20 protein-coding genes are annotated in these 26,562 nt (G+C 71.3%); 11 read left to right on the top strand and 9 right to left on the bottom strand.

Translation table 11 applies throughout. The features are described 5' to 3' along the window. Window positions 1-2: 2 nt before the first annotated feature. Window positions 3-1,097 carry a DUF5925 domain-containing protein gene (locus tag ACFYP5_RS15040; protein ID WP_389035244.1) on the bottom strand — a complete coding sequence of 365 codons (1,095 nt, stop codon included), beginning with the start codon at window positions 1,095-1,097 and terminating at the stop codon, window positions 3-5. Between the two features lie 264 nt (window positions 1,098-1,361). Here ACFYP5_RS15040 and ACFYP5_RS15035 point away from each other — a divergent pair, with 264 nt between their 5' ends. Next, window positions 1,362-2,171, top strand: coding sequence for an SGNH/GDSL hydrolase family protein (locus ACFYP5_RS15035; protein ID WP_389035241.1), 810 nt, complete (start codon window positions 1,362-1,364; stop codon window positions 2,169-2,171). An 18-nt stretch (window positions 2,172-2,189) separates the two neighbouring features. Here the strand turns inward: ACFYP5_RS15035 and ACFYP5_RS15030 are convergent, their stop codons facing one another. After that, window positions 2,190-3,830, bottom strand: a complete 1,641-nt coding sequence (locus tag ACFYP5_RS15030; protein WP_389035237.1) for a serine/threonine-protein kinase — start codon at window positions 3,828-3,830, stop codon at window positions 2,190-2,192. 278 nt (window positions 3,831-4,108) lie between these two features. Between ACFYP5_RS15030 and ACFYP5_RS15025 the strand changes: the two genes are divergently transcribed. After that, complete coding sequence (locus ACFYP5_RS15025; protein WP_389035234.1) at window positions 4,109-4,372, top strand: hypothetical protein; 264 nt, start codon at window positions 4,109-4,111, stop codon at window positions 4,370-4,372. Window positions 4,373-4,445: 73 nt separating this feature from the next. On the opposite strand, the gene ACFYP5_RS15020 is transcribed toward ACFYP5_RS15025, so the two are convergent. Further along, window positions 4,446-4,622: a hypothetical protein gene (locus tag ACFYP5_RS15020; RefSeq protein WP_389035362.1), complete on the bottom strand. Its 177-nt coding sequence runs from the start codon at window positions 4,620-4,622 to the stop codon at window positions 4,446-4,448. Between the two features lie 209 nt (window positions 4,623-4,831). Here ACFYP5_RS15020 and ACFYP5_RS15015 point away from each other — a divergent pair, with 209 nt between their 5' ends. Next, window positions 4,832-6,577, top strand: coding sequence for an amidohydrolase (locus ACFYP5_RS15015; RefSeq protein WP_389035231.1), 1,746 nt, complete (start codon window positions 4,832-4,834; stop codon window positions 6,575-6,577). A gap of 107 nt (window positions 6,578-6,684) precedes the next feature. On the opposite strand, the gene ACFYP5_RS15010 is transcribed toward ACFYP5_RS15015, so the two are convergent. Further along, a complete protein-coding gene (locus tag ACFYP5_RS15010) occupies window positions 6,685-7,512 on the bottom strand; it encodes an ABC transporter permease (RefSeq protein WP_389035229.1) in 828 nt (275 codons plus the stop codon). Then, window positions 7,509-8,486, bottom strand: coding sequence for an ATP-binding cassette domain-containing protein (locus ACFYP5_RS15005; protein WP_389035227.1), 978 nt, complete (start codon window positions 8,484-8,486; stop codon window positions 7,509-7,511). The genes ACFYP5_RS15010 and ACFYP5_RS15005 overlap by 4 nt, the downstream gene beginning before the upstream one ends. Before the next feature lie 64 nt (window positions 8,487-8,550). On the opposite strand from ACFYP5_RS15005, the gene ACFYP5_RS15000 reads away from it, so the two are divergent. After that, on the top strand, window positions 8,551-9,258 hold the full coding sequence (locus ACFYP5_RS15000) for a TetR/AcrR family transcriptional regulator (RefSeq protein WP_389035225.1): 708 nt from the start codon (window positions 8,551-8,553) through the stop codon (window positions 9,256-9,258). Window positions 9,259-9,279: 21 nt separating this feature from the next. Here ACFYP5_RS15000 and ACFYP5_RS14995 read toward each other — a convergent pair whose 3' ends face one another. The 3 genes from ACFYP5_RS14995 to hmgA all read right to left on the bottom strand — a co-directional run bounded on the left by ACFYP5_RS14995 (window position 9,280) and on the right by hmgA (window position 12,918). After that, on the bottom strand, window positions 9,280-10,497 hold the full coding sequence (locus ACFYP5_RS14995) for a type ISP restriction/modification enzyme (protein ID WP_389035222.1): 1,218 nt from the start codon (window positions 10,495-10,497) through the stop codon (window positions 9,280-9,282). A 72-nt stretch (window positions 10,498-10,569) separates the two neighbouring features. After that, a complete protein-coding gene (locus tag ACFYP5_RS14990) occupies window positions 10,570-11,355 on the bottom strand; it encodes a GntR family transcriptional regulator (RefSeq protein ID WP_389035219.1) in 786 nt (261 codons plus the stop codon). A gap of 225 nt (window positions 11,356-11,580) precedes the next feature. After that, the gene (gene hmgA / locus ACFYP5_RS14985) at window positions 11,581-12,918 is read right to left on the bottom strand and encodes a homogentisate 1,2-dioxygenase (protein ID WP_389035217.1); all 1,338 of its coding nucleotides are present in this window, start codon (window positions 12,916-12,918) and stop codon (window positions 11,581-11,583) included. A gap of 389 nt (window positions 12,919-13,307) precedes the next feature. Here hmgA and ACFYP5_RS14980 point away from each other — a divergent pair, with 389 nt between their 5' ends. The 7 genes from ACFYP5_RS14980 (at window position 13,308) to ACFYP5_RS14950 (ending at window position 23,094) form a co-directional block, all read left to right on the top strand. Then, entirely contained in the window at window positions 13,308-13,598 is a 291-nt protein-coding gene (locus ACFYP5_RS14980) for a hypothetical protein (protein WP_389035214.1), read from the top strand. A gap of 46 nt (window positions 13,599-13,644) precedes the next feature. Beyond that, window positions 13,645-14,265, top strand: coding sequence for a TetR family transcriptional regulator (locus tag ACFYP5_RS14975; protein WP_389035212.1), 621 nt, complete (start codon window positions 13,645-13,647; stop codon window positions 14,263-14,265). Between the two features lie 185 nt (window positions 14,266-14,450). Then, window positions 14,451-16,730 (top strand): molybdopterin oxidoreductase family protein, encoded by a 2,280-nt coding sequence (locus ACFYP5_RS14970; RefSeq protein ID WP_389035209.1) that lies wholly within the window; start codon window positions 14,451-14,453, stop codon window positions 16,728-16,730. 121 nt (window positions 16,731-16,851) lie between these two features. Then, a complete protein-coding gene (locus ACFYP5_RS14965) occupies window positions 16,852-18,264 on the top strand; it encodes a CitMHS family transporter (RefSeq protein ID WP_389035207.1) in 1,413 nt (470 codons plus the stop codon). Window positions 18,265-18,267: 3 nt separating this feature from the next. Further along, window positions 18,268-19,533: an MFS transporter gene (locus tag ACFYP5_RS14960; protein WP_389035204.1), complete on the top strand. Its 1,266-nt coding sequence runs from the start codon at window positions 18,268-18,270 to the stop codon at window positions 19,531-19,533. 136 nt (window positions 19,534-19,669) lie between these two features. Beyond that, complete coding sequence (locus tag ACFYP5_RS14955; RefSeq protein WP_389035201.1) at window positions 19,670-21,055, top strand: ABC transporter ATP-binding protein; 1,386 nt, start codon at window positions 19,670-19,672, stop codon at window positions 21,053-21,055. 152 nt (window positions 21,056-21,207) lie between these two features. Then, entirely contained in the window at window positions 21,208-23,094 is a 1,887-nt protein-coding gene (locus ACFYP5_RS14950) for an ABC transporter ATP-binding protein (RefSeq protein ID WP_389035199.1), read from the top strand. Window positions 23,095-23,119: 25 nt separating this feature from the next. Here the strand turns inward: ACFYP5_RS14950 and ACFYP5_RS14945 are convergent, their stop codons facing one another. Beyond that, complete coding sequence (locus tag ACFYP5_RS14945; protein ID WP_389035196.1) at window positions 23,120-26,482, bottom strand: ATP-binding protein; 3,363 nt, start codon at window positions 26,480-26,482, stop codon at window positions 23,120-23,122. Window positions 26,483-26,562 lie beyond the last annotated feature (80 nt).

The following is a 26,562-nucleotide window of genomic DNA, read 5'->3' as shown; positions in this document are numbered from 1 at the left end:
GCTCAGAGGTACAGTCCCGCGTCCGCCCCCGCGTCCTGCTTCGGTACCGACGCCGGCCCGGTGCCGCGCCGCAGTGCGTACAGCTCGGCCAGCGTCGCGCCTTCCCGGCCGAGCCCCTCCTCCGTACCCAGCCAGGCCACTGCCTCCCGGCGGCTCAGTGGGCCCACCTCGATCCGGGCCAGGCAGCGGCCGGGCCTGACCACCGCCGGGTGGAGCCGTTCCAGGTCCTCATTGGTCGTCACCCCCACCAGTACGTTGCGGCCCTGGCCCAGCAGCCCGTCGGTGAGGTTCAGCAGCCGGGACAGCGCCTGGCCCGCCGTGTGCTTGGCCTCGCCGCGGATCAGTTCGTCGCAGTCCTCCAGGAGCAGCAGCCGCCACCGGCCCTTCGCCGTGCCGTCGTCCTCGCCGATCGCGATGTCCATGAGATAGCCGACGTCGTTGAAGAGACGCTCCGGATCGAGTACGCAGTCGACCTGGCACCAGTCCCGCCAGGACCGCGCCAGCGTGCGCAGCGCCGATGTCTTGCCGGTGCCGGGCGGGCCGTGCAGCAGGAGCAGCCGGCCCGCGATGTCGTCCGGGGTCACCTTCATCAGCCGGTCCATGGCATCGGCCACCGGTGCCGTGTAGTTGTCACGCACCTCGTCCCATGTACCGGCGGCGATCTGCCGGGTGGTGCGGTGCGGTCCGCGGCGTGGGGAGACGTACCAGAAGCCCATCGTCACGTTCTCGGGCTGCGGTTCCGGTTCGTCCTGGGCGCCGTCCGTCGCCTGATCGAGGATCTGCTGCGCCAGCTCGGGGGTGGTCGCGGTGACGGTGACGTCGGCGCCGCGGTTCCACCGCGAGATGAGGAGTGTCCAGCCGTCGCCCTCGGCGAGTGTGGCGCTGCGGTCGTCGTCGCGGGCGGCGCGCAGCACCTTGGCGGTGGGCGGCAGCAGCGTCGCCCCGGACTTCACCCGGTCGAGGGAGGAGCTGTGCGAGTACGGCTGCTCGCCCGTCGCGAAGCGGCCGAGGAACAGCGCGTCGACGACGTCGGCAGGGGAGTCGCTGTCGTCGACGGTGAGCCGGATCGGCAGAGCGGCCTCAGGGTTGGCAGACATGGCGCCCATGATCCGGCACGGCGGCAGCCGGCGCACCCAGGTTTCGCCACCTCCCGTCAACCGGCCCGCACATGGGCCGTTCACTCCGCGGCAGCAGCTTTGTCCACCGGTGCGCAGGATGCCGGATTTCGGTGTGACCGAGCCTCAGGAGGCCGCCAGGAAGCGCTCATCCGATCGACTTGGCATGGACACTTCCGGAGCGGCGACGCTGCTGCTACCACTGAGTAGGCAGAGATCCTGCCGGTTCGGTCCAAGGGAGGTTCCATGAAAATGTCCAGACTTGTGGCGTTCTCGTCCTCGCTCCTGCTAGGTGCCGTACTCGCCCTGACCGGGGCAGCCACCGCGAACGCCGCATCGTCCGTCCAGGCCGTCGACTACGTCGCCCTCGGCGACTCGTACTCCTCGGGAGTCGGGTCCGGCAGCTACGACAGTGCCAGTGGTGACTGCAAGCGCAGCACCAAGGCCTACCCCGTCCTCTGGGCGAACGCCAACGCGCCCTCGTCGTTCGCCTTCACCGCCTGTTCGGGTGCCCGCACCGACGATGTGACGGCTGGACAGCTCTCCCCGCTCAACTCCTCGACCGACCTCGTCTCGATCTCCATCGGCGGCAACGACGCAGGCTTCGCCGATGTCATGACCACCTGTGTGCTCCAGTCTGAGTCCACCTGCCTCAGCCGGATCGCCACAGCCCGCAGCTACGTCGACACCACCCTGCCCGGCAAGCTCAACTCGGTGTACACGGCGATCAGGTCCAGGGCGCCGTCCGCCCATGTCGTCGTCCTGGGCTACCCCCGCTTCTACAAGCTCGGCGGCAGCTGCATCGCCGGTCTGAGCGAGACCGAGCGCTCCGCCATCAACAGCGCGTCCGACTACCTCAACGCGGCAACCGCCAAGCGTGCTGCCGACCACGGCTTCACCTTCAGCGATGTCGCCGGGAGGTTCACCGGGCACGAGATCTGCTCGGGAAGCGCATGGCTGCACAGCGTCAACTGGCTCAACATCGGTGAGTCGTACCACCCCACGGCCTCCGGACAGTCGGGCGGCTACCTGCCCGCCTTCAGCTCCGCCGCCTGACCGGGCGGACCGCCCGGGTCAGTCGTCCGCCGGGTCGGAGGCCCCGTTCGACGGGGTCTCCGTCCGGCAGGTCACCGAGAACTCCACCCCGTTCGAGGTGACCGCGACCGGACTCCTGACCTCCAGCGTGATCGTTCCGTGGTACGTGGCGTCCTGCTGGTACGTCAGTTCCGTGTGCGACACCTGCTTCGCGCGACCGTCGCCGGAACCGAAGGACAGCGACTGCCAGCCGGGATCGGAACTCGTACCGTCCTTCAGCACCCACCGGTACTCGACCACCGCCGGTGTGCGCCCCACCGTGACGGTCGCCTCGACCGCAGGCGCCGAATCGTGCGGGGGAGGACAGCTGCCCTCGTAACTGCCGCGCACCGAGGTGAGATAAACCGTCACGGTCTGCGGCGGCGGCTTGCTCGTACTGCTGTGGCTGCTTCCGCCGCTCACGGCCTCGCCCGCGGTGCCGCCGTCGCCGGTGGAGCTGCTGCCGCCCTGCGCTCCGGCGGATCCGGACGCCTCCTGTGCGGCGGGCTCCGTGTGCGGAGCGCTGCTGGTCGCACCCGGGCCGCTGCCCGCGGCGCCTTCCGTGCCGCTGCCGTCGCCCCGGTCCGCAAGCGTCCAGATGATCCCGCCGATCGCCAGCAGCAGCACCGCCACGCCCACGGCGAGCAGTGCGACCGCCCGGCGCGGCGGCCCGGCGGGGGTGACTTCCGCCGTCGTGGACTGGTCAGGGGAGGGTGGCGGGGGTACGGGAAGTGGCGCCCGGGGTGTGATGGTGCCGGCCGTCGTCGTCGGCCCGTACGGATCCGGCGTACCCGCCCCGATGGCGCGCGGCGCCCCGCCCGCCGCGATGATGCGCAGTTGGTGCTCGGCCTGTTCGGCGGAGAGCCGCTCGGCGGGATCCTTGCGCAACAGCCCCTCGACGACCGGGCCGAGCGGGCCGGCCCGCCGGGGCGGCGGCAGCTCTTCGTCGACCACCGCCCGGAGGGTGTTCAGCGGTGTGTTCTGACGGAACGGGGAATTGCCCTCGGTCGCGGCGTACAGAAGCACTCCGAGCGACCACAGATCCGACTCGGGCCCCGGCGTGCGCCCCAGCGCGCGCTCCGGTGCGAGGAACTCCGGCGAGCCGATCAGCTCGCCGGTCATGGTGAGTGCGGACGTCCCCTCGACCATGGCGATCCCGAAGTCCGTCAGCACCACCCGCCCGTCGTTGGCGAGGAGCACGTTGCCGGGCTTCACGTCGCGGTGCAGCACGCCGGAGGCATGGGCGCTGCGCAGCGCGGCCAGCACCTCCGCACCGATGCGCGCGGCCCGCTGAGCGGGCATCGGCCCCTCGGCGTCCAGTACTTCGGAGAGCGCGAGTCCCCGGATCAGCTCCATCACGATCCACGGGCGGGAGTCCTCGGTCGCCACGTCGTAGACGGTCACCACATTGCGGTGCGAGACCCGGGCCGCCGCCCACGCCTCCCGCTCCAGGCGCGCGTACAGCCGTTGTACGTCGGAGGAGGCGAGCCCCGACGGGGCGCGGACCTCCTTCACGGCGACCTCGCGCCCCAGCACCTCGTCGCGCGCCCGCCACACCACCCCCATCCCGCCCTGGCCCAGGTGTCCCAGCAGGCGGTATCGGCCCGCGATCAGTCGGTCGTCGCCCGGCACTTCGCTCACGGTGATCCCCCATCCGCAGGAGTGGCGGCAGCACAGCGGAAACCTCTCCACGCTAGCTCAGACCGGCCCGTTCCAGACCCCCTTGCGCAACAATCCGCCGCTGCGGTGCAACAGCTCCCGGTCTGTCCAACTCGCCCTGGAATCGAGCGAATTATGAGCCCGGTCGTCAACCTCCGTATGTGTGTGCTCAATCCGACGCCCGGGATACACGAGTGTCATAGTGGGGGGATAGGGTTAACCTGCCCGGGCCGGGTGCCCTCGTACGGGTGGGGAGTGACATGGAACAGATAGCGATGCGCAGCAGGCCGCGTGTGCCTGCCATCACATGTGGGAGCAGTGCGACCAGTTCGCGCCTCGACCGCCATCTCGCTGTGCTCGGCGGTCCCGCCGTCCCGCAGCGCGAGACCGCGGAGGCGACGCTGCTGATGCTCGAGCTCACCTCGCGCGACGCCTCGCACACCCGCCGGAGCAAGAGCGCGCGTGTCTCGCTCTTCGCGCCGCTGCGGCGACTGCGACGCTCGCTCTTCGGCGGCCGCCACTGACCCGACGGCCCGTCACCACCGGCCCCTGACCGATCGCTCGTCCCCGACTGATCCGGCCCACCGCTCGGGCCGCTCAGGCGATCACACCGTCCCGGCGCAGCGCTGCTCCCTGCTCGTCCGTCATCCCCGCGGCCCGCAGCAGCGCTTCGGTGTGCTCGCCGAGCGCCGGTACGGTCCTCGTTCCCGGCTTCCGCCCCCGGTGCCGCCCCGCCCCGGCACCGTGATCGATGGCGGCACGGTTCGCGCGCATGCCCGGATGGTGTGCCAACACCATTCATCCCGGCGCCTGTTCGCCGAGTCGATGCCACGCCCGTGGTGCGTCGTACGGGCCGATGGCGGGTGTGCGGGAGCCCGTGTACGTAACAAGTTTTTCGTCCCGAGTTGTTGACGTCGAAAACTTCCAGGGCCAGGGTGCTGATCGTTTGGCACGTACACGGCACCTCACCCCCGGAGGCGTACATGTGTGACCTGCACGATCAGCACGAGCACGCGCACGAAGCGGCCATGGCGGCCGGTCCGGTCCTCAGCCGGAGGCGGATCATGCAGATGCTCGGTGCGGCAGGGGTGACCACCGCGGTGATGGCGGCCGACGCCGACCCGGCGATGGCCGCGGCCTCGGAGGCGGCCGATGCAGCGACGGGCGACGGTTACGAGGCTCCGAAGGGACTGACGCAGGACAGCCCCGCCAAGCAGGCGGCGATGGGCTGGATCGACGGCAACAGCGGTCGGATCACCGGGCTCAACGCGGAGATCTGGGACCACGCCGAGCTCAGCCTGCGCGAGTGGAACTCCTCACTGGCCGAGGCCGAATTCCTGGAGAAGGCGGGCTTCGACGTCGAGTTCGGCACCGCGGGCTTCCCGACCGCGTTCACCGCCACGTTCCGCCACGGCAGTGGCGGCCCGGTCCTCGGCTTCAGCGGGGAGTACGACGCGCTGCCCGGCCTCTCGCAGAACAAGGGCGTCGGCCACCACGACCCGCGCGAGTACATCCATGACCCGTTCGCGCCCGGTTACGGCCCCGGACACGGTTGCGGGCACAGTGCGCTGGGAACGGCCGCGGCGGCGGCCGCGGCAGCCGTCGCCCAGGCCGCGAAGAAGCACCGGCTTCCGGTCACCGTGAAGTTCTTCGGCTCGACGGCCGAGGAGGCACTGATCGGCAAGACGTACGCCGTCAGCAAGGGCGTGTACGACGGCCTGGACGCCTTCCTGGACTGGCATCCGTCCACGGCCAACGCCACCGGCTGGGGCACCACCACCGCGATGACGGCGGTGACGTTCACCTTCCTCGGGGTCGCCGGACACGGCGGCACCCCGCTCGGCAACAAGAGCGCGCTGGACGCCGCCGTGATGATGGCGACGATGTCGGAGTTCCTGCGCGAGGAGAACCTCGCCCCGTCGGGCCGGCTCCACTGGGTGATCAACAACGGTGGTGACATCCCCAACGTCACCCCGGAGATCGCCGAGATCTCGTACTACGTGCGCGAAGGCAGCCCGGCCCGCGTCCAGGTGCTGCTCGACAAGGTGATCGCGGTCTCCGAAGCGGCGGCGAAAGCCAGCCAGACCACGGTCGGACACCGGATCACCTCGGCCTGCTGGAACCAGCTGCCGTCGAAGTCCTTCGCCGAACTGTTGCACGAGAACATGACGCAGATCGGTCCGCCCGCGTTCACGGACGAGGCGCACGCGTTGGCGAAGGAACTCCAGGAGTCACTCGGACTGCCGGCCGCCGGCATGCACGACAAGGTCGGCGCACTCACCCCGCCCAACCCGGTTTTCATGGGCGGCGGTTCGACGGATGTCGCGGACATCAGCTGGAATGTGCCGACCGTGTCGATGGGCGCGGCCCTGGCCCCGATCGGCACCAAGATGCACACCTGGTCCACGGCCGCGTGCGCGGCCGCCGCTCCCGGTCAGGCGGCGGTGCTCGCGGCGGCGAAGTATCTGGCGGCGACCGCTGTCGACCTGATCACGCAGCCGGAGCGACTGAAGGCGATCAAGGCCGAGTTCGCGGAACGCACCAAGGGACTGCGGTGGAAGACGGCGCTGCCGGACGGCTACGAGCCGCCGATGTACGAGCCGCCGGCCTGGTTCCTGCAGAAGACCGGGCAGAAGTGGCCGCCGAAGAACATCACCTGGCCGCCGAAGCGGGTCGTGTCGCACGAGAAGTTCTCCTCGCTGGGACCGGAGCTGATACCGCAGAAGTGACCGGCGGGCGCCGGAGCGTGTCCGCGACAGGCCCCGGCGTCACGGAGCCGGGTGTCGCCCCCGGACGGCGGGCACGGTGCCGGCGGTCGGGCAGGCACCGGTGCGGGTCACTCGCCGCCGCGCGCATGGCGCCGTACGGTCAGCGGTACGAAGACCAGGAGCAGCACGGCCGACCAGGCGAGCGTGCCCGCCACCGGGTGGGCGACCGGCCAGGCGGCGTCGGCGGGCGGTGATGCGTTGCCGAACAGGTCGCGGGTGGCCGCGGCCATGGCGCTGATGGGGTTCCACTCCGCGACCGTCCGCAGCCAGCCCGGCAGGTTGTCGGTCGGGATGTATGCGCTGGACAGCAGCGGCAGGACGAAGGTGGCACTGCCCAGTTGGCCGGCCGCCTCCTCGTTGCGGATCAGCAGGCCCAGCCAGCAGCCCAGCCACGACGTGGCGAACCGGAGGAGCAGCAGCAGTCCGAAGGCACCCAGGGCGGCGAGCGGGCCGCCCTCGATCCGCCAGCCGACCGCGAGCCCGACCAGGATCAGCGGGAACATGCCGCCGGCCGTGGTCAGCAGATCGGCTGCGGTCTGGCCGAACGGCACGGCGGGCCGGCACATCGGCAGAGTGCGGAACCGGTCCATCACCCCGCGGTGGCAGTCCTGCGCGGACTGGAACATCCCGGTCATGATGCCGTTGGCCGCCGTCGCCGCGAGCAGACCCGGCACCAGGAACGCGCGGTACTCCTGGCCGGGCACAGCCAGGGCGCTGCCGAACACGTAGCCGAAGAACAGCAGCATCGTGATCGGCATGGTCTGGGTCAGGATCACCACGCCCGGGGCTGCTTTGATCCGCTGCAGATGGCGGCCCAGCACGGCCAGGCTGTCGGCGACCGGGGTGCTCGTGCCGGGGCCGCTGCGCTGCTCATGGGCCAGTACGGCGCTGCTCATGCTGCTGTCTCCTTCAGGGGCGGGGAGGTGCGGCCGTCGCCGCGGCCGGTCAGGCGGAGGAAGACCTCGTCGAGCGTCGGCGGGCGCAGGCTCGCATCGATCAGCGGTACGCCGGCCGCGTCGAGTTCGCGGACGATACGGGGGAGGGTGAGCGTGGCGTCGGTCGCGACGGCGCCCACGGTGCGCCGCTCGTGGTCGAGCACCGGTTCGGCGCCGGTGAGCTGGTCGAGGACAGCCGCTGCCGGGATCAGCGCCGATGCCTGGGGGACGACCACCTCGGCGTACGAACCGATGAGGGCCTTCAGCTCGGCGGGGGTGCCGCGGTGGGCGGTCCGGCCCCGGTCGATCAGCACGATGTCGTCCGCCAGCTGATCGGCCTCCTCCAGATACTGCGTGGTGAGCAGGACGGTCGTGCCCCGGCCGGCCAGTTCGCGTACCGCCGCCCAGATCTGGTTGCGGCTGTGCGGGTCGAGTCCGGTGGTCGGCTCGTCCAGGAAGAGCACCCTCGGCCGGGTCAGCAGGCTGGCGGCGAGGTCGAGGCGGCGGTGCATGCCGCCCGAGTAGGTGCGGGCCGGGCGGTCGGCGGCGTCGGTCAGCTCGAAGCGTTCCAGGAGCTCGTCGGCGCGGATGCGCGCGGCATCACCGCGGAACCGCAGGAGCTTGGCGAAGAGCCGCAGGTTCTGTCGGCCGGTGAGCTCGCCGTCGACAGAGGCGTTCTGCCCGGTGACGCCGATCGCCGCGCGTACCGAGGCCGCCTCGCGCACCACGTCGTGCCCGGCGACCCTGGCGCTGCCGCTGTCCGGGGCTGTCAGTGTCGTGAGCACCCGGACGGCGGTGGTCTTGCCCGCGCCGTTCGGCCCCAGTACTCCGCAGACGGCGCCTTCGGCGACAGCGAGATCGAGTCCGCGCAGCGCATGGACATCGCCGTAGTGCTTCTCCAGACCTTCACTAAGTACAGCGTACGTAGTTGTCATGCGGCTCACCGTATCGCACTACGTACGGTGTACGTAACTAGGATGGTGAACGAGGTGATGATCGATGGTGGGGCGACCCGCTGTACCCGAAGTGATCTGGGCGCGCCCCGAGCGTGCGGGCCGCGGCCCCAGGCCCGCGTTCAGCCGCGCCGACATCGCGGCAGCCGCCGTCCGCATCGCCGATGCGGAGGGCTTCGACGCGGTGTCCATGCGGAAGGTGGCGGCGGAGCTCGGCTGCGGCACGATGTCGCTCTACAACTACGTGCCCCGCAAGGAGGACCTGTACGAGCTGATGCTCGACGCGGTCAGCGGCGGGTACGAGTACCCGGAGCCGTCCGGCGACTGGTGCGCGGACCTCATCGCGCTGGCCCATCAGGCCCGCGAGATGATGCACCGCCACACCTGGGTGCCGCGGCTCATGTCACCCGTGTACGGCTTCAGCCCGAACGCGCTGCGGTATCTGGAGTACACGCTCAGCTGCCTGGACGGGGTCGACGCACGGTTCGGCGAGAAGATGGAACTCATCGCCATGGTCAACGGCGTGGTGACCACCTATGTGGCCAACGAGATCGCCACGGCGGAGCGCAGCCGGTCGCTGCCCTGGTCCGAGGAGCAGGAGCACGCCGCGCGCACCGGCTATCTGATCAGCCAGATCGCGACCGGGAAGTATCCGCGGATGGCGGCGGGATTCGCCGAGGACCCCGGACCGATCGACCTGGACGGTGTCTTCGACCGGGCGCTGCACCGGGTGCTGGACTCGTTCGACCGGTAGCGCGGATGCGCGCCGACGCCGTCACAGCAGCGCGAACTGCCCGTCCGGCCCCTCCTCCTGGTGGTCGAGCACCGACGCGGGCCGGCGCGCCGTCGTCGCGACCGGCAGGACGCCGGCCGCCGCCAGGTCACCGGTGGTGAGCTGCGGACCGTCGGTCAACGCCTGCTGCCGGGGCCGGAGTTCGGTGAGCAGCGCCAGCACGGTGATCAGTTCCAGCAGCTCCGAGGTCCACTCCTGGGGCCAGCCCCGGGGCCGTATCGCCTCCAGCCCGTCAGCCGCGTCCGCCGAGGCCCGCCGCCCGAACCACAGCTCCAGCATCCGCACCCCGCCCACCCGGAACTCCCAGGCCCCCGCCGGTACCGGCGAAATGCGTCCGGTACCCAGCAGGAGCGCCTCGTCATCGGGGTCGTACTCCAGCGTGCCCGGCGCGGCCGGTACCGCGGCCCGCACATAGGGGCGCCGTCCGCCGGGCAGCCGGGGGCGCTCCCCGCCACGGGCACCGCGCAGTTGCAGCCGCAGCAGCTCCCGCCCCAGCTCCACCCCGGCCCACCAGCGTGCGGTGTCGGCGGGCAGCGGTACCACGCAGCCGGCGGGGGAGTGGCGGGCCGCCGTGACGGTCCACGCCAGCACGGACTCCGCGGTGACCGCGTCACCGTGCCGGGCGCGCAGCAGCCCGAGCAGACCGGGCGCCAGATTGGGTTCCAGTCCACCGGGCCGCCGGTAGAGCGGCCGGATCCGGCCGGGGCGGCCCGCCGGGGAGTGACCGTCGGGCAGCAGTGCGGTCACGGACAGGGCGGCACCGGCGTCCTGCGGTACGTACCCGTGCTCGACGGCGAAAAGCTGGTGGCCGTCGGCGACCCGCCACAGTTCCGGGCGGGCGGCGTCGATCAGCCGGTGGTCGGGGATCAGCCACTGCTCGTCGAACGGACCGTGCAGGATCCGTACCGGCTCGGGGCAGGGGCCGGACTCCCGGGCGAACCGGGTGGTGGAGCCGGACTGTCCGGGCAGCACCGCGACCGGAGTCTGCGGGTCACGCGAACGGGTGGGCCTGAAGAGCCGTTCGCGCTCGGCTCCCTCGGCGCGCACCAGCCGCGCCCAACGGGCCTTGAGGGAAGCGGTGTCCGGAGCCGTCACCCACTGGCGCCCGGTGCGCAGGGGTCGTACGGACCATGGCATGAGGTCGTCGAGCAACGGGATGTCGTCGTCCCCGCCGGCTCCGGCGCCCGCCCGTGCTGCCACCGTGTCGTCCTCCCCGTCGCCACGTCTGCCCGCCCCAGGCATCGTAACGGCGTGACGCGGGAGGGTGGCCGGTCAGTGTGCTTCCACAGTCACCGAGAAGGAGAACCGGTCACCCCGGTACCGGATCTGTGCCACATCCACCACCCGGCCGCTCTCGTCGTACGTCACCCCCGTGTAGAAGAGGATCGGGCTGAGCAGTGGGACCTGCAGGATCTCGGCGGTGGCCGGGTCGGCGAGCCGGGCCTCGACCGTGTCCGTGATCCGCGCGATCCGGATGCCGACGCGGTCGCGCAGCACCTTGGTCATCGGCCAGCGTTCGAGATCGGCGGTATCGAGCCGGGCCGCGACCTCGGGATGCACGGCGTTCTCCGCCCAGTTGGTGGGCTCACCGCTGTCGTCGTCGCAGCGCAGCCGCCGGTAGCCGACCACCTCCGTGCACTCAGGGAAGTACTCCACGAGATCGCCGGTCAGTGCCAGCGGACCATGGCCGAGAACCGTGGTCCGCTCGCCCGACTGCTGGGCGACGATCGCGTCGATCGAGCCGAGCAGCCGCACCGGCGACACCCGCCGGGCGCGCGGCTCGATGAAGGTGCCTCGCCGCCGGTGTCTGCTGATCAGCCCCTCCGTCTCCAGCTCCTTGAGCGCCTGCCGCATCGTGAGGACGCTGACGCCGTAGTGCGCGGCAAGCTGTTCCTCCGTCGGCAGCCGCAGCGAGGCGTCCTGGGCGCGGCCGAGTATGGAGGCGCGCAGGGACTGCGAGACCTGGTACCACAGCGGCAGTTTGCGGTTCAGCACCAGCGAGTCGGGGGCGAAGGCCGTCACCTGGGGCGTCTGGGGCAGTTGAGGCACCTGGGTCACCTGGACTCTCCGTACTGCGACACTGCGGACGCGACGAGCGGGGGCTGGAAAGGGCGGCTTCGCCCAGGATCTTTCGTTTGGATCAGGCTGGATCAGGGAGCGGGGTCCGGTGCGTGCAGCTGCAAGGCGGAGGAAGGAGCCCACGCGGAGCGTCGGCGAGTGACGACAACGCGGCAGATGTGCGTGCCGGGCCCCGCGAGCCCAGCATGATCCAAACGAGAGGTCCTAGGGCCGGAAGTTGCGTTCGAGACCCTGCCACACGTCGTCGTACCCGCGCTGCAGATGGTCGGCGGTTGCCGCCTGCCCGGTCGCCGTGACCGGCCAGCGGGTCTCGAACATGAAGGCGAGACCGTCGTCGATCTTCTGCGGCTTCAGCTCCGCGGCGCTCGCCCGGTCGAAGGTCTCCCGGTCCGGCCCGTGCGCCGACATCATGTTGTGGAGCGAACCGCCGCCCGGCACGAAGCCGCCCTTGCCGGCCGTCTTCGCGTCGTAGGCGCCCTCGATCAGCCCCATGTACTCGCTCATCACATTGCGGTGGAAGTACGGCGGCCGGAACGTGTCCTCACCGACCAGCCAGCGCGGCGCGAAGACGACGAAGTCCACACCGGCCAGACCGGGGGTGTCGGACGGCGAGGTCAGCACGGTGAAGATCGACGGGTCGGGGTGGTCGTAGCTGATGGAGCCGATGACATTGAAGCGGCGCAGGTCGTAGACGTACGGGGTGTGGTTGCCGTGCCATGCGACCACATCGAGCGGCGAGTGGTCGTACGTCGCGGACCAGAGGTTGCCGCAGAACTTGTTGATCACCTGGACCGGACGGTCCTCGTCCTCGTACGCGGCGACGGGGGCGAGGAAGTCCCGGGCGTTGGCAAGGCCGTTGGCGCCGATCGGTCCGAGGTCGGGGAGAGTGAACGGCTGACCGTAGTTCTCGCAGACGTAGCCGCGGGCGGAGTCGTCCAGGAGGTCCACGCGGAAGCGGACGCCGCGGGGGATCAGCGCGATGTGTCCGGGGTCGGCGCGCAGCAGGCCCAGTTCGGTACGGAGCAGCAGGCCGCCGCGCTCCGGGACGATCAGCAGTTCGCCGTCCGAGTCGCTGAACACCCGGTCGGTCATGGCCGTGTTGGCGTGGTAGAGATGCACCGCCATGCCCGTGCGCTGGCCGGCGTCGCCGTTGCCGCCGAGGGTCCACAGGCCTGCCAGGAAGTCCGTACCGGGCGCGGGCTCGGGGAGCGGGTCCCAGCGCAGCCGGTTCGGATCGGGGACGGACCCGGTGAAGGGGGCGGTGCGCACCGCGCCGTTGTCGATCCGGGCGAACGGCGGGTGGGCGGCCGAGGGACGGATCCGGTAGAGCCATGAACGGCGGTTGTGAGCGCGCGGTTCGGTGAAGGCCGAGCCGCTCAGTTGCTCGGCGTAGAGCCCGAGGGGCGCTCGCTGCGGCGAGTTGCGGCCGTGCGGCAGCGCCCCCGGGACCGCCTCGGAACTGTGCTCGTTGCCGAAACCGGGGGAGTGCGCAAGCGCTTCCGCCGTCTTCCTCGCCTGCTCGATGCCGCTGGTGCCGCCCATGCCGCGCTCCCGGTGCCGAAGAAATCCTATGGACCACCGTAGGAATCAGATCGGGGCACGTCAACGGGGGCGCGGCGGCGGCGCGCCGCGGAGCCGGGGCGGGGTGTGCAAGAAATCATTCGGTCCGTCGCACATAGGGGGTCCAAAAGCTGAACAATGCTCTATTTTCTTGCACGTGTCGTGGACACGAAGACTTCTCCCTTGCTGGGCCGGGAGAGCCCTGCGAGGTCACTGCGTATCGCGTCGGCGTGGATGCGGTGATCGCTACTCGAAGATTCCTGGTGGTAATGAGTACGTAAATGTGCAGGTCGTCAGTGGTGCGGAGGCAAACTCGTGCAGTGTCGTTCAGGTTGAACGGGGTATCGATGGCGGGTGCTAGCTTCGCGTTCATGAGCGAGCAGGTCGTGGGGAAAAGGCAGTTCGGGCACAAGGCCCGGCTCGTGCTGCCTACTGTCTTGTCGTTCAAGATTGATGAGCAGGCGCATGCCGCCCGGGCGATGTGGAACCTTCTCCATGCCTGGTGGCTGATGATGCCGGGGGAGAAGCGGACTCTGGCCAACGCGGACGCTGCGATACGCCAGGCGCGCAAGGACATGGAGTTCCTCGCGGTTCGGCAACTGCCCCTGCTGGTCCTGATGATCGCGTACACCATCGGCGGGCTGACCCTGCTCCTCGCCTGACCGCAGGTGCGCACCCGCCCGTCCCGCAGAGGAGAGCCACGGCATCATGGAGCCCGTGCCCCATGCGAATGCGAACCTCCGCCGCGCCCCCGTGCAGCAGCGCAGTGCCGAACGCCTCTCCCGGATACTCGACGCCTGTGCCGAACTTCTCGACGAGACCGGTTACGAGCAGCTCTCCACCCGGGCCGTCGCGGCCCGCGCGGAAGTCCCGATCGGCTCCGTCTACCGGTTCTTCTCCAACAAGCGCGCCCTCGCCGACGCGCTGGCCCGGCGCAACCTGGACAGTTACGCGGAGCGCATCACCGGCCGCCTGTCCGCCATCCCGGCCGCCGACTGGCGCAGCGCCATCGACGCCGTGCTCGACGAATACCTCGAGATGAAGCGCTCCGTCCCAGGCTTCGCGCTCGTCGACTTCGGCGCTCCGGCCCCCGTGGACGATCCGGCCTCCGACGCCAACCACCGCGTCGCGGACCGGCTGACCCACCTGCTCTCCGGCCATCTGGGGCGCACCCCTGACGAAGATCTGCTCCGGACGATCCTGGTCTGCGTCGAAGCCGCCGACGCGCTCCTCCAACTCGCCTTCCGGAACGAGCCGTCGGGCGACCAGGCCATCGTTGCCGAGACCCGTGTCCTGATCCAGGCGTACCTGGCCCGGGTCCTGGACTGAACCCGGCACCGCAGGGCACCTCACGGCAGCGCAACCCACCGCACCGCACCCCCGCTTCGCGGAAATGCGACGAGGTCTGCCGCCCGGCAACATCGTCGTGACAACACCTCCCCGCCATGCGTACCGGTCGGTATGCTCGGCCGTGCTTGCCCGCGTCTCCGCTGTCGCCGCCCCGGGGAGGGCCCATGCCGCACGACTCCAGCAGTTCCCGCGAGTCCCGCACCGCCCTGCGCATCTGCCCCCTGTGCGAAGCCACCTGCGGACTCACCCTCACCATCGAGGGGACGCGGGTCACCGGCGCCCGCGGCGACCGGGACGACGTCTTCAGCCGGGGCTTCATCTGCCCCAAGGGCGCATCCTTCGGCGGGCTCGACACCGACCCCGACCGGCTCCGCACCCCACTCGTCCGCAAGGACGGCGTGCTGCGGGAAGCCAGTTGGAGCGAGGCGTTCGACGCGATCGCGGCAGCCCTGCCCGCACTGACCGAGCAGCACGGGCAACAGTCCGTCGGTGTCGTTCTCGGCAACCCGAACGTGCACACCATGGCCGGCGCGCTCTATCCGCCCACCCTGCTCGCCACGCTCCGCACCCGGGCCCTCTTCACCGCGAGCACCCTCGACCAGATGCCCAAGCATGTCTCCAGCGGACTGCTCTTCGGCGACCCGAACGCCATCCCGGTGCCGGACATCGACCGCACCGGTCATCTGTTGATCCTCGGCGCCAACCCGCTCGAATCCAACGGCAGCCTCTGCACGGCCCCCGACTTCCCCGGCAGGCTCAAGGCGCTGCGTCGTCGCGGCGGCACCCTCACCGTCGTCGACCCCCGCCGCACCCGGACGGCCCGCCTCGCCGACCGGCATGTCGCCATCCGCCCCGGCGCCGACGCGCTCCTGCTCGCCGCGCTCACCCAGGTACTCTTCGAGGAGAAGCTCACCGATCCCGGTACGCTCGCCGACCATCTCGAAGGGCTCGACGAAGTAGCCGAAGCCGTACGGGACTTCACCCCCGAGGCGGTCGCCGAGGCGTGTGACGTGGACGCCGCGACCATCCGTACGATCGCCCGGGAGCTGGCCGCCGCCCCCACCGCCGCCGTCTACGGGCGCATCGGCAGCTGCACCGTGGCGCACGGAACCCTCGCCAGCTGGCTCGTCGACGTCCTCAACATCCTCACCGGCAACCTCGACCGCCCCGGTGGGGCCCTCTTCCCGCTCTCCGCCACCGCCCGCTCGCCCCGGCCCGCCGCCCCCGGCAAGGGCTTCGCCGTCGGACGCTGGACGAGCCGGGTCGCCGGGCACCCCGAGGCCAAGGGCGAACTGCCCGTCGCCGCACTCGCCGAGGAGATCGAGACCCCGGGGGACGACCGGATCCGCGCCCTGATCGTCCTCGCCGCCAACCCCGTACTCTCCGCACCCGACGGCGACCGCCTGGACCGGGCACTGACCGGGCTGGACTTCATGGTCAGCGTCGACCCGTACCTCAACGAGACCTCGCGCCACGCCCATGTGGTGCTGCCCCCGCCCCCGCCGTCGCAGAGTGCCCACTTCGACTTCGCGTTCAACGCGCTCGCCGTACGCAACCAGGTCCGCTACACCCGCCCCGCCGTCCCGCTCGACGAGGGCCTCCTCGACGAGAGCGAGATCCTCGCCAGGCTCGTCCTCGCCGTGTCCGGGATGCGCGGAGCCGACCGGTCCGCCGTGGCTGCCGTGGACACCATGATCATCGACCGGGCGCTGACCAAGGCCGTCGCCGATCCTCTCTCGCCCGTGCACGGCCGCACCCCCGCCGAACTGACCGCCGCGCTCACCGGCCGCACCGGGCCGGAACGCCGTCTCGACCTGATGCTCCGCCTCGGCCCGTACGGCGAAGGCTTCGGCGCCGACCCCGACGGCCTCACCCTGGACCGGCTCCTCGCCCATCCGCACGGCATCGATCTCGGCCCGCTCCGGCCCCGCATCCCGCAGGTCCTGACCACCCGCAGCGGACGCATCGAGCTCCTCCCCGCGGTGATCGCCGCCGACCTGCCGAGGCTCCGCGCCGCGCTCGCCGACCGGCCGGGAGCCGACTCGCTCGTCCTCGTCGGCCGCCGCCATCTGCGCTCCAACAACAGCTGGATGCACAACGTCGCCTCGCTCGGTGGCGGCTCGAACGTCTGCACCCTCCAGATGCATCCGGCCGATGCGGCCCGGCTCGGACTGGCGGACGGCGCCCCCGCCACGATCACCGCGGCCGGCGGCGCCCTGACCGCGCCGGTGGAGATCACCGAGGGCATCCGGGCCGGAGTGGTGAGCCTCCCGCACGGATGGGGACACGACCGGCCCGGCACCCGGACGTCCGTCGCGTCCGCCGTCCCAGGAGTCAACGTCAACCAGCTCCTCGACGGCACCCTGCTCGACCCGCTGTCCGGCACCGCCGTCCTCAACGGCATCCCCGTCGCGGTGGCGCCCAGCACCTCACCAGGGCATTGACCTGGGGTTTTGCTCGTATTGCTCACATGTCAACGTCTTGTTAACGCACCAGGACGCGCCCTAACGTCATCCGGACCGCCGACTCCGGTGGGAGTTCAAGGGTGAACGATAGGTATCCCACATGCTGACAATCCTCGGCTTTGCCATGATTGCGACCTTCCTGGTCCTGATCATGATGAAGAAGATGTCGCCGATCGCGGCGCTGGTCCTGATCCCCGCACTGTTCTGTGTCGCCGTCGGACAGGGCGCCAAGCTCGGTGACTACGTGATCGACGGCGTGGGCAACCTGGCCCCGACCGCCGCGATGCTGATGTTCGCCATCGTCTACTTCGGTGTGATGATCGACGTCGGCCTCTTCGACCCGATCGTCCGGGGCATTCTGCGCTTCTGCAAGGCTGACCCGATGCGGATCGTCGTCGGTACGGCGGTGCTCGCCGCGATCGTCTCGCTGGACGGCGACGGCTCCACCACCTTCATGATCACCGTCTCGGCGATGTATCCGCTCTACAAGCGCCTGAAGATGAGCCTCGTCGTGATGACCGGTGTCGCCGCGACGGCCAACGGTGTCATGAACACCCTTCCCTGGGGCGGCCCCACCGCCCGCGCCGCCACCGCGCTCAAGCTGGACGCGGGCGACATCTTCGTCCCGATGATCCCGGCGCTCGGTGTCGGACTGCTCGCGGTCATCCTCCTGGCGGTCGTCCTCGGCCGGCGCGAGCGCAAGCGGCTGGGCTTCCTCACCCTCGACCAGGCCGTGGTCCAGGAGCCCGAGACGGTCCTCGTCGGTGCGGGCGGCAGCGACCGTACCCGTAAGACCTCCGACGGGGCCGGTACCGGCGCGGACGCCGAGCCCGCGGCGGCGGCCCACGGCGAGGCGGACGACGACGAGGGCTTCAAGGGTCTCGACCCGAACCGTGCAACCCTGCGGCCCAAGCTCTACTGGTTCAACGCCGGGCTGACCGTCGCCCTCCTCACCGCGATGATCATGGAACTGATGCCGATCCCGGTGCTCTTCCTGCTCGGCGCGGCTCTCGCCCTCACCGTCAACTTCCCCCACATGCCCGACCAGCGGGCCCGCATCGCGGCCCACGCGGACAACGTCCTCAACGTGTCCGGCATGGTCTTCGCCGCCGCCGTATTCACCGGTGTGCTCTCCGGCACCGGCATGGTGGAGCACATGGCGGACTGGCTCGTCGGTGCGATCCCGGACGGCATGGGCCCGCACATGGCGATCATCACCGGCATCCTGAGCGTCCCGCTCACCTACTTCATGTCCAACGACGGTTTCTACTTCGGCGTCGTCCCCGTGCTCGCCGAGGCCGGCGCCGCCCATGGTGTCTCCCCGCTGGAGATCGCCCGCGCCTCCCTGGTCGGCCAGCCGCTCCACATGTCGTCCCCGCTGGTCCCCGCCGTCTATGTGCTCGTCGGCATGGCGAAGGTCGAATTCGGCGACCACACCAGGTTCACCGTCAAATGGGCCGCGCTCACCTCACTAGTGGTGCTCGGCGCCGGCCTCCTCTTCGGCATCATCTGATCCATGGCCGACACGGAAGAGCCCGGCAGGAGCTGGCTGCTGCGCCTCGTCATCGCCTTCGCCTTCGCGCAGGGGGCGGTGTCGATGGCGCGGCCCGCCGTCTCCTACCGGGCTCTCTCGCTCGGTGCGGACGAGCGCGCCATCGGCGTGATCACCGGGGTGTACGCACTCCTCCCGCTCTTCGCCGCCGTTCCGCTCGGCCGCCGGACGGACCACGGCCGGTGCGCACCGTTGCTGCCCCTCGGTGTCGTCCTGATCGCCGGCGGCTGCGCCCTCAGCGGTACGGCGGGCTCGCTTCCGGCGATGGCGGCGTGGAGCGGTGTGATGGGGCTCGGGCACCTCTGCTTCGTGATCGGCGCCCAGTCGATCGTCGCCCGTCAGTCCGGCTCCGCCGAACAGGACCGGAATTTCGGCCACTTCACCATCGGCGCCTCGCTCGGGCAGCTCATCGGGCCGATCGCCGCGGGGTACGTCATCTCCGAGCGGGACGGCGCCCTGGCCCGTACGAGCGCACTCGCCCTGGTCGTCTCGGCGGCCGTCGCCGCCGCGTCCTTCGTCTCGCTCTGGCGCATCGAACACCGCACGGCACCGGACGCCCGCGCGGCGGCCCGGGCCGACAAGGTGCCCGTCGGCCGGATCCTGCGGACCCGCGGTGTTCCGGCCGGCATCTTCATCAGCCTCGCCGTGCTCTCCGCGACCGACATTCTCACCGCCTATCTGCCCGTCGTCGGCGAGCACCGCTCCATCGCCCCCGCCGCCATCGGGCTGCTGCTCAGCCTGCGGGCCGCCGCCACCATCGCCTGCCGCCTGGTGATGACACCGATGCTGCGCCTTCTCGGCCGTACGGCGCTGCTCACCACGACCTGCCTGCTGGCCGGCCTGCTCTGCGCGGGCATCTCCCTGCCGGTCCCCGTCTGGGCACTGGCCACGATGCTCGCCCTGCTCGGCTTCTGTCTCGGGGTCGGCCAGCCCCTGTCGATGACCACCGTCGTCCAGGCGGCCCCGGCGGAGGCCCGCTCCACCGCGCTCGCCCTCCGGCTGACCGGCAACCGGCTCGGCCAGGTCGCGGCCCCCGCGTCCGCCGGTGTGATCGCCGGAGTGGCGGGCACCGCCGCGCCGTTCGTGATGCTGGGTGCGCTTCTGCTCGCGGCGGCGGGGCTGGGGATGCGCGGCGGGCGCGCCCGGACCGCCGATGCGACCCCGGCCGTTCCCGCACCCGCACCCGTTCCCCGGTCCGAACTGCCCGCCGTGAACCGGAATCGCACCTGACGCTTGCGGCTCACTCACCCCAGTACTGCGCAACCTTTGCACGAGTCATTCCCAGCACCCCGGGTAGTGGGCTAATTTCAGCGCGTTGCAGCCGCTCCCCACCGCTTCACCTCACCATCCTCCCGGGCGGACCCACATGACTCGCGCCATCTCACTGCACAACGTCAGCAAGGCGTACGGACGGACCCAGCGTGCCGTCGACCGCTTCTCGCTCTCCATCGACCCGGGCGAGTTCGTCGTCCTGCTCGGCCCCTCGGGGTGCGGCAAGTCGACCGTGCTCCGCATGATCGCCGGCCTGGAGGAGATCACCGAGGGCGAGCTGCTGCTCGACGGCGAACCGGCCAACTACCTGGCGCCCCGCGAGCGCGGCATGGCCATGGTGTTCCAGAACTTCGCGCTCTACCCGACCATGACCAACCGGGCCAACATCGGCTTCCCGCTGAAGCTGGAGAACCCCGGCCAGGACCACACGGCTCGCGTGGAGAACACGGCCAGGATGCTCGGCATCGAAAACGTCCTCGATCGTTACCCGGGTCAGCTCTCCGGCGGTGAGCGCCAGCGCGTCGCCATGGGCCGGGCCATCTCGCGCCGGCCCACCGTTTTCCTGATGGACGAGCCGCTCTCCAACCTCGACGCGAAGCTGCGCAACCATCTGCGAGCAGAAATCTCGCTGCTGACCCGGGAGTTGGGCGTTACCACCGTCTATGTGACGCATGATCAGGCCGAGGCGATGTCCCTCGGTGACCGGGTCGCCGTGATGCGCGGCGGACGGCTCCAGCAGGTGAGCCCGCCGCGCGAGGTCTACGCCCTGCCGGAGAACGTCTTCGTCGCCGCGTTCATCGGCACCCCCCGCATCAACCTTCTCCAGGCCGTCGTCCACGCACCCCTCGAAGGGCGCATGTCGATCGACCTCGGCCGCCAGCGGCTGCCACTGCCCGAACCACTCAGCCCCGACCACCAGTTGCTCCGTATCCAGCAGGGCCGCCAGATCATTGTGGGACTGCGCTCGGAGGCGGCCAGGATCGCCGCGCCCAGCCAGGCCCGCCCCGGCGAGGTCGCGCTGAGCGGCATCGTCGAACACGTCGAGTACCAGGGGCACGAGGCACTGGTCCACCTCAACACGGGCTCGCAGCCCGCAGTGGTGCCCGACCTCGAATCGGCCCGTCCCGACAGGGCGGCCCAGCGCCGCCGCCGAGCCGCCGGCAGCAGCGGCTTCGGCGGTGGTTCCGGTGGTGGGGTGGGCGTGCTGGAACGGCTGAGGGAGCGCGCCACCGGCCACATCAGCGGCCCCGTCGTCGCCCTCGACGAACCGGAACCCGACCGTGGGCAGCCCGCCACCCGTACCCCTGACCGGCCCGCGATCACGGCCAGCGACCTGGTCGTCCGTACCGGCCCCGACATGCGGCTGCGCATCGGTGGACAGGTCCCGCTCCTGGTCGACCTCGCGCATCTGTACGTCTTCGACCACTACGGCCGCCGGATCTGCCCCCTGCCCAAGGATGTCCCCGGACTCGACGTCTAGGACCCGACGCCTGGAAGATGCCGGCACGGTCCCGCCGTGCGACCGGAAGCGTGCCGGGCAGGGCAGGACTGCGCGGGCACCCTCCACGGGTGCCGGGCAGCGGTCGAACGCGGCGTTGACCTCAAGTCCGGTGGAGGCCGTACGGTCTTCTTATGAGCATGGAAGCCACCGCCTGGACGCAGCTGCACAACGTCATGAACGCGCAGCAGGACCGACGCCCCTTCGACCGGAACACCCTGCGGCGCATCGCCGCGTTCGCCCGCCCGCACCGGCGCCGGGTCGCCCTGTTCCTGGTACTGAGCGTGGCGACGGCGCTGCTCGCCGTTGCCACCCCGGTGCTGGCCGGCAGCGTCGTGAACGCGATCGTGACCGGCAAGGAGGCGGGCACCGTCACGCGGCTGGCCGTGCTCATCGCTGTGATCGCCGTCGCGGAGGCCGGACTCGGGCTGGTCGGCCGCTGGCTGTCGGCCAACCTCGGCGAAGGGCTCATCCTCGATCTGCGGACCGCGGTCTTCGACCATGTGCAGCGCATGCCGATCGCCTTCTTCACCCGCACCCGCACCGGCGCGCTCGTCAGCCGCCTCAACAACGACGTCATCGGCGCCCAGCGCGCCTTCAGCAACACCCTGTCGGGTGTCGTCAGCAACGTCGTCACCCTCCTTCTCACTCTCGGCGTGATGCTCAGCATCTCGTGGCAGATCACCGCACTCGCGCTGGTCCTGCTGCCGGTGTTCGTGCTGCCCGCACGCCGGATGGGTGTGCGGATGGCGAGACTCCAGCGGGAGGCCGCCGCCCACAACGCGGCGATGGGAACCCGGATGACCGAGCGCTTCTCCGCGCCCGGCGCCACCTTGATCAAGCTCTTCGGCAGGCCCGCCGACGAATCCGCGGAATTCGCCGCCAGGGCGGGCAGAGTGCGTGACATCGGCGTCCGTACGGCCATGGCCCAGTCCGCGTTCATCACTGCGCTCACCCTCGTATCGGCGCTGGCACTCGCCCTCGTCTACGGGCTCGGCGGCTACTACACACTGCGTGGTCAACTGGATGCCGGAGCGGTGGTCGCTCTCGCACTGCTGCTGACCCGGCTGTACGCGCCGCTGACCGCCCTCGCCGGGGCGCGCGTCGAGGTGATGAGCGCGCTCGTCAGCTTCGAGCGGGTCTTCGAGGTCCTTGACCTCAAGCCGCTCATCGAGGAAAAGCCGGACGCGCGGACGGTCCCGGAGGGGCCGGTGTCCGTGGAATTCGACGACGTACGCTTCGGCTACCCGTCCGCCGACAAGGTCTCCCTCGCCTCGCTGGAAGACGTCGCCACCCTGGACACCCGCGGTGGCGCCGAAGTGCTGCGCGGCGTCTCCTTCCGCGCCGAACCCGGCCGGACCGTGGCACTCGTCGGATCGTCCGGTGCGGGCAAATCGACCATCGCGCAGCTGCTGCCCCGGCTGTACGACACGGACGAGGGTTCCGTGCGCATCGGCGGCATCGACGTACGCGACCTGTCCGCCGATACCCTGCGCGACACGCTCGGCATGGTCACCCAGGACGGCCACCTCTTCCACGAGTCGGTCCGCGCCAACCTCCTCCTGGCCCGCCCCGAAGCCACCGAGGAAGACCTCTGGGACGCTCTGCGCCGCTCCCGCCTGGACGGCCTGGTCGCCTCACTCCCCGACGGGCTCGACACCGTCGTCGGCGAACGCGGCTACCGCCTCTCCGGTGGCGAACGCCAGCGGCTGACCATCGCCCGGCTGCTGCTGGCCCGCCAGCGCGTCGTCATCCTCGACGAGGCCACCGCCCATCTCGACAACACCTCCGAAGCGTCCGTCCAGGAGGCACTTGCCGAAGCCCTGCAGGGACGCACCGCGGTGGTGATCGCCCACCGGCTCTCCACCGTACGGACGGCGGATCTCATCCTCGTCGTGGAGAACGGACAGATCGTGGAGCGGGGCACCCACGAGGAACTCCTCGCGGCCGGCGGCCGGTACGAGGAGCTGTACCGCACCCAGTTCGAGCGCCCGGGTGCGGAGCCCGCGGAGTTCGCCTGACCGGCCGAGCCGCCGGTTCCGTAGGTCAGCCGGGGAATCCCGGACGGGTGGTCCAGTCCGCCCCGGCTGCCTGCATCACCGTGAACGCCCCTGCCGGATAAGGGAGTTCCTCGGCGAGGGCGGCGGCCCGGCCGAACTCCTCGTGCGCCTCCTGTGCCCGGCCCAGCGTCGCCAGTGCCGCCGCGTGAACCGTACGGGCGTCGGTCAACGACAACTGTTCGCCGGCCTTTTCGGCGCGCGCGGCCTCCTCCTCCGCCAGCCGCGCCGCGCGCTCAGGACGTCCTGACAACAGCTGCGCCCACGCCAGCAGTGCGGCCGCACCGGGACCGCTGTCGTCGGCCGGCAGCGCCAGAGCCTCCCGCGGGTGGCCTGTGCGCACCAGGAGTTCGGCCTGCGCCGTCCGTACCTCGTACACCGCCTGCCGGTCGCCCTGCGCCTCGGCCACCCCCGCGGCGCGGGCCAGGAGATCCGCGGCGCCCGGTTCGTCGGTCCTCATCCGGAACCGGGCCAGTGCCGCCAGCGCGTACGGGGTGCACCACGCGGACTGCCCGTCGGTCTCCCGTGCCGCGGCCTCGGCATGCTCCCGCGCCTTCGCGAACTCCCTCAGCAGCAGGTGGAGTTCGGCGAGGTTGGCCCGTTCGAAGGCGACCGCGGTCGGGTCGCCGGTGTGCTCGGCGAGCCGCTGCGCCCGTCGGCCGAAGGAGACCGCCTCGGCCAGCCGGCCCGATCGCCGGGCATGCTCGCGCAGTACGGAGACGACGGTGGCCAGCAGCTCCTGGTCGCCATAGGCCTCGGCATGCGGCAACGCCAGATCAGCCGCCTCACGGGCCTGCGCGAACCGGCCCGCGAGGCCGAGCGAGGTCGCCTGCATCCCCAGGGCGCGGGCCAGCAGCCCCCGGCGTCCGCTGCCCGGGATGGCGTCCGCGGCGTCCTGTGCGGTACGTGCCGCGGTGTGGGCCGACGCGTACCGGCCGGTCACGAACCGCAGGACCGCCGCCGCCAGATGGTGGGTCGCAGCGGCCAGCGGCAGGGTGCGCGGACCGGGCGGGTAGGTGCGCAGCAGCTCGTCGCCCTCGTCGGTGCCGCGGTACTTCACCAGCACCTCGGTCAGCCGGGCGGCTGCCAGCACCTGACCGTCCTCGTCGCCCCGCCGGACCATGTCCTCCAGCGCCTCGCGCAGCACCGTCGCCGCCTCCTGGTAGCGGGCCATCCGGCGCAGCACGACGGCGCGATCGATCCGGGCCTGCGCCGCGTCGGAGGCCAACGCGTCGAGCCGGGCGGTCAGTTCGGTGTAGTAGCGGTCCGCGGTGTCATTGGCGCACAGGGCGGCCGCCCGCTCGGCCGCCTGCCGCAGGTAGTGGGTGGCCCGGGGGTCGTCGGCGCGGGCCAGATGTGAGGCCAGGGTGTCGACGGCGTCCGGCCTGCGCCGCAGCACCGCTTCCGCGTAGGCCGAGTGCAGCTGCCGGCGACGGGCCGCGGACAGTCCGTCGTAGCAGGTCAGCCGCACCAGCGGATGCCGGAACGCGAGACCTGGCAGTGGCCGGCCGCCGACCACGACGGTCCGCTCAGCCACCACCGACGCCGCGACCGCCGCGTCCACGGCATCCGTCGCCTCGGCGGACGACAGGGGCGGATGCAGCCCGTGCTCGGCCATGTCGAGCACCTCGGACAGTGCGGCGCCACCGCCTGCCACGGAGACGGCCTCCACGACCCGCCGCGCCGCAGGCCCCAGCCGTGCCAGCCGCGCCGCCACCAGCTGCCGCACGCCCTCCGGCGCGCTGAGCGCGGCGGGGTTCGCGCCCTCGTGGACCGTCCGGGCCAGTTCCAGGGCGAAGAGGGGGTTGCCCAGTGACAGTTCCCAGACCCGGTCGAGCCCGGTCGTGGCGCCTGCGTCCGCCGCGATCGCCAGACACTGCGCACGGTCGAGCCGCCCCAGCTCCAGAGTGCGGGCCAGCCCTTGACGCACCAGACCGTCCAGCGCGGTGCGCCTGGGATCCGCTGCCGTGAACTCCTCGGCCCGGTACGTCACGGCGAACCGCCAGTCGGCGCCGATGGCCACCGCCCGCCGGGCCAGATGGCTGAGCAGCTGATACGTCCCCGAGTCGGCGGCATGCAGATCGTCCAGCACGAGCAGCACCGGCGCGGCGGCCGCCAGATCGCCGAGCAGCCCGGCCGTCGCCCGGAACAGCCGGTCGCGCTGCTCCTCCGGACTGCGCTCCGCACCCGCGTCGATCTGGCCCAACGAGGGGAGCAACGGAGCGAGTTCAGGGTATTCGCCGCCGATCCTGGCCCGTTCGGCGGACGGCCGGTCGGCCATCCAGGCGTCAAGTGCCTCGACGAAGGCCCCGTACGGCGTGTGGCCCTCGGCGTCGTGGCCGGCGCCCCACAGCACGGTCGTCCCGTCCTCGGCCGCCCGCCGGGCCGCCTCCGCCGTCAGCCGGGTCTTGCCCACCCCGGCCTCGCCGCCGATCAGCCGTACCGGCGGACCGTCGTCGGACAGCAGCACATCGAGCTCGTCGGTGCGGCCGCGCAGCGGCGGACCGGGCGGGGTGCGTATCGCGGCCGGAAGCACGGGAGCGGAGACGGCGGGCAGCACCGTCGTGGCCGCGTCCAGGGCAAGCAGATGCAGCTGCTCGGTGGCCGGCCCAGGGCGCACGCCCAGCTCCGCGTCGAGCGCTTCCCGGCACAGGTGGTACTGGCGCACGGCCTGGCGTCGCAGGCCTTGGCGCAGATAGGCGTCGATCAGCACCCGGTGGGCACGCTCCTCGGCCGGCGCGGCGGCCACGGCGCGCAGGGCCACCTCGGTGGCCGGCTCGGTCTCGCCGTCCGCGAGATGGGCCTCGGCGAGCGCCAGCCGCACCCGGTCGCACATCGCGGAGAGCTCCTCGCGCCGGGCCTCGGCCCAGGGCGCGTACCGGTCCTCGGGCAGCAGCTCGCCCGTGAACGCGGCGAGTGCCGCGGTCAGCGCCTCCGTCGAACCCCCGGCCAGGGCTTGTTCGGCGAGGTTCTCGGCCTGATCGGCGTCGATCACCACCGTGTGCGGATCCAGCCGCAGCAGGGTGCCTTCGCCGGTCAGATAGGACGAGGAGGCGCGGGGGGCCAACTCCGGCTCGATGGCGCGGCGGGCGGCGTGCAGGGCGACCCGCAGACTGCCGAGCGCGGCCTGGGCGTCGGAGTCCGGCCAGCAGATCTCCATGGCCTGCTCGCGGTGGAGGCTGTGGCCGGGGGAGACTGCGAGGAGTTTCACGAGGGCGCGGGCGCTGGGGCGGGGCCATTTGTCGGCGAGCGCGGGCCCGCCGTCGCGAGTCACCCGGAACCCGCCGAAAAGGTGCAGTCGCAGCAGTGGGGGAGTGGGCTCCGTGTTGTGGTTCGTGTCTTCCGCACCCATAGGGGCGCACTTTAACCGCCTTCTTCGGACGCGCCGCAGGCCCCCCGAACGGGCGTCCGAGGGGCCTGCGGGGACGGGTG

This window comes from Streptomyces sp. NPDC005262, from assembly GCF_042872425.1.
GTDB lineage: Bacteria > Actinomycetota > Actinomycetes > Streptomycetales > Streptomycetaceae > Streptomyces.
The sequence above is the reverse complement of the archived record's forward strand: the minus strand, read 5'-3'. Positions and strand labels throughout refer to the sequence as shown.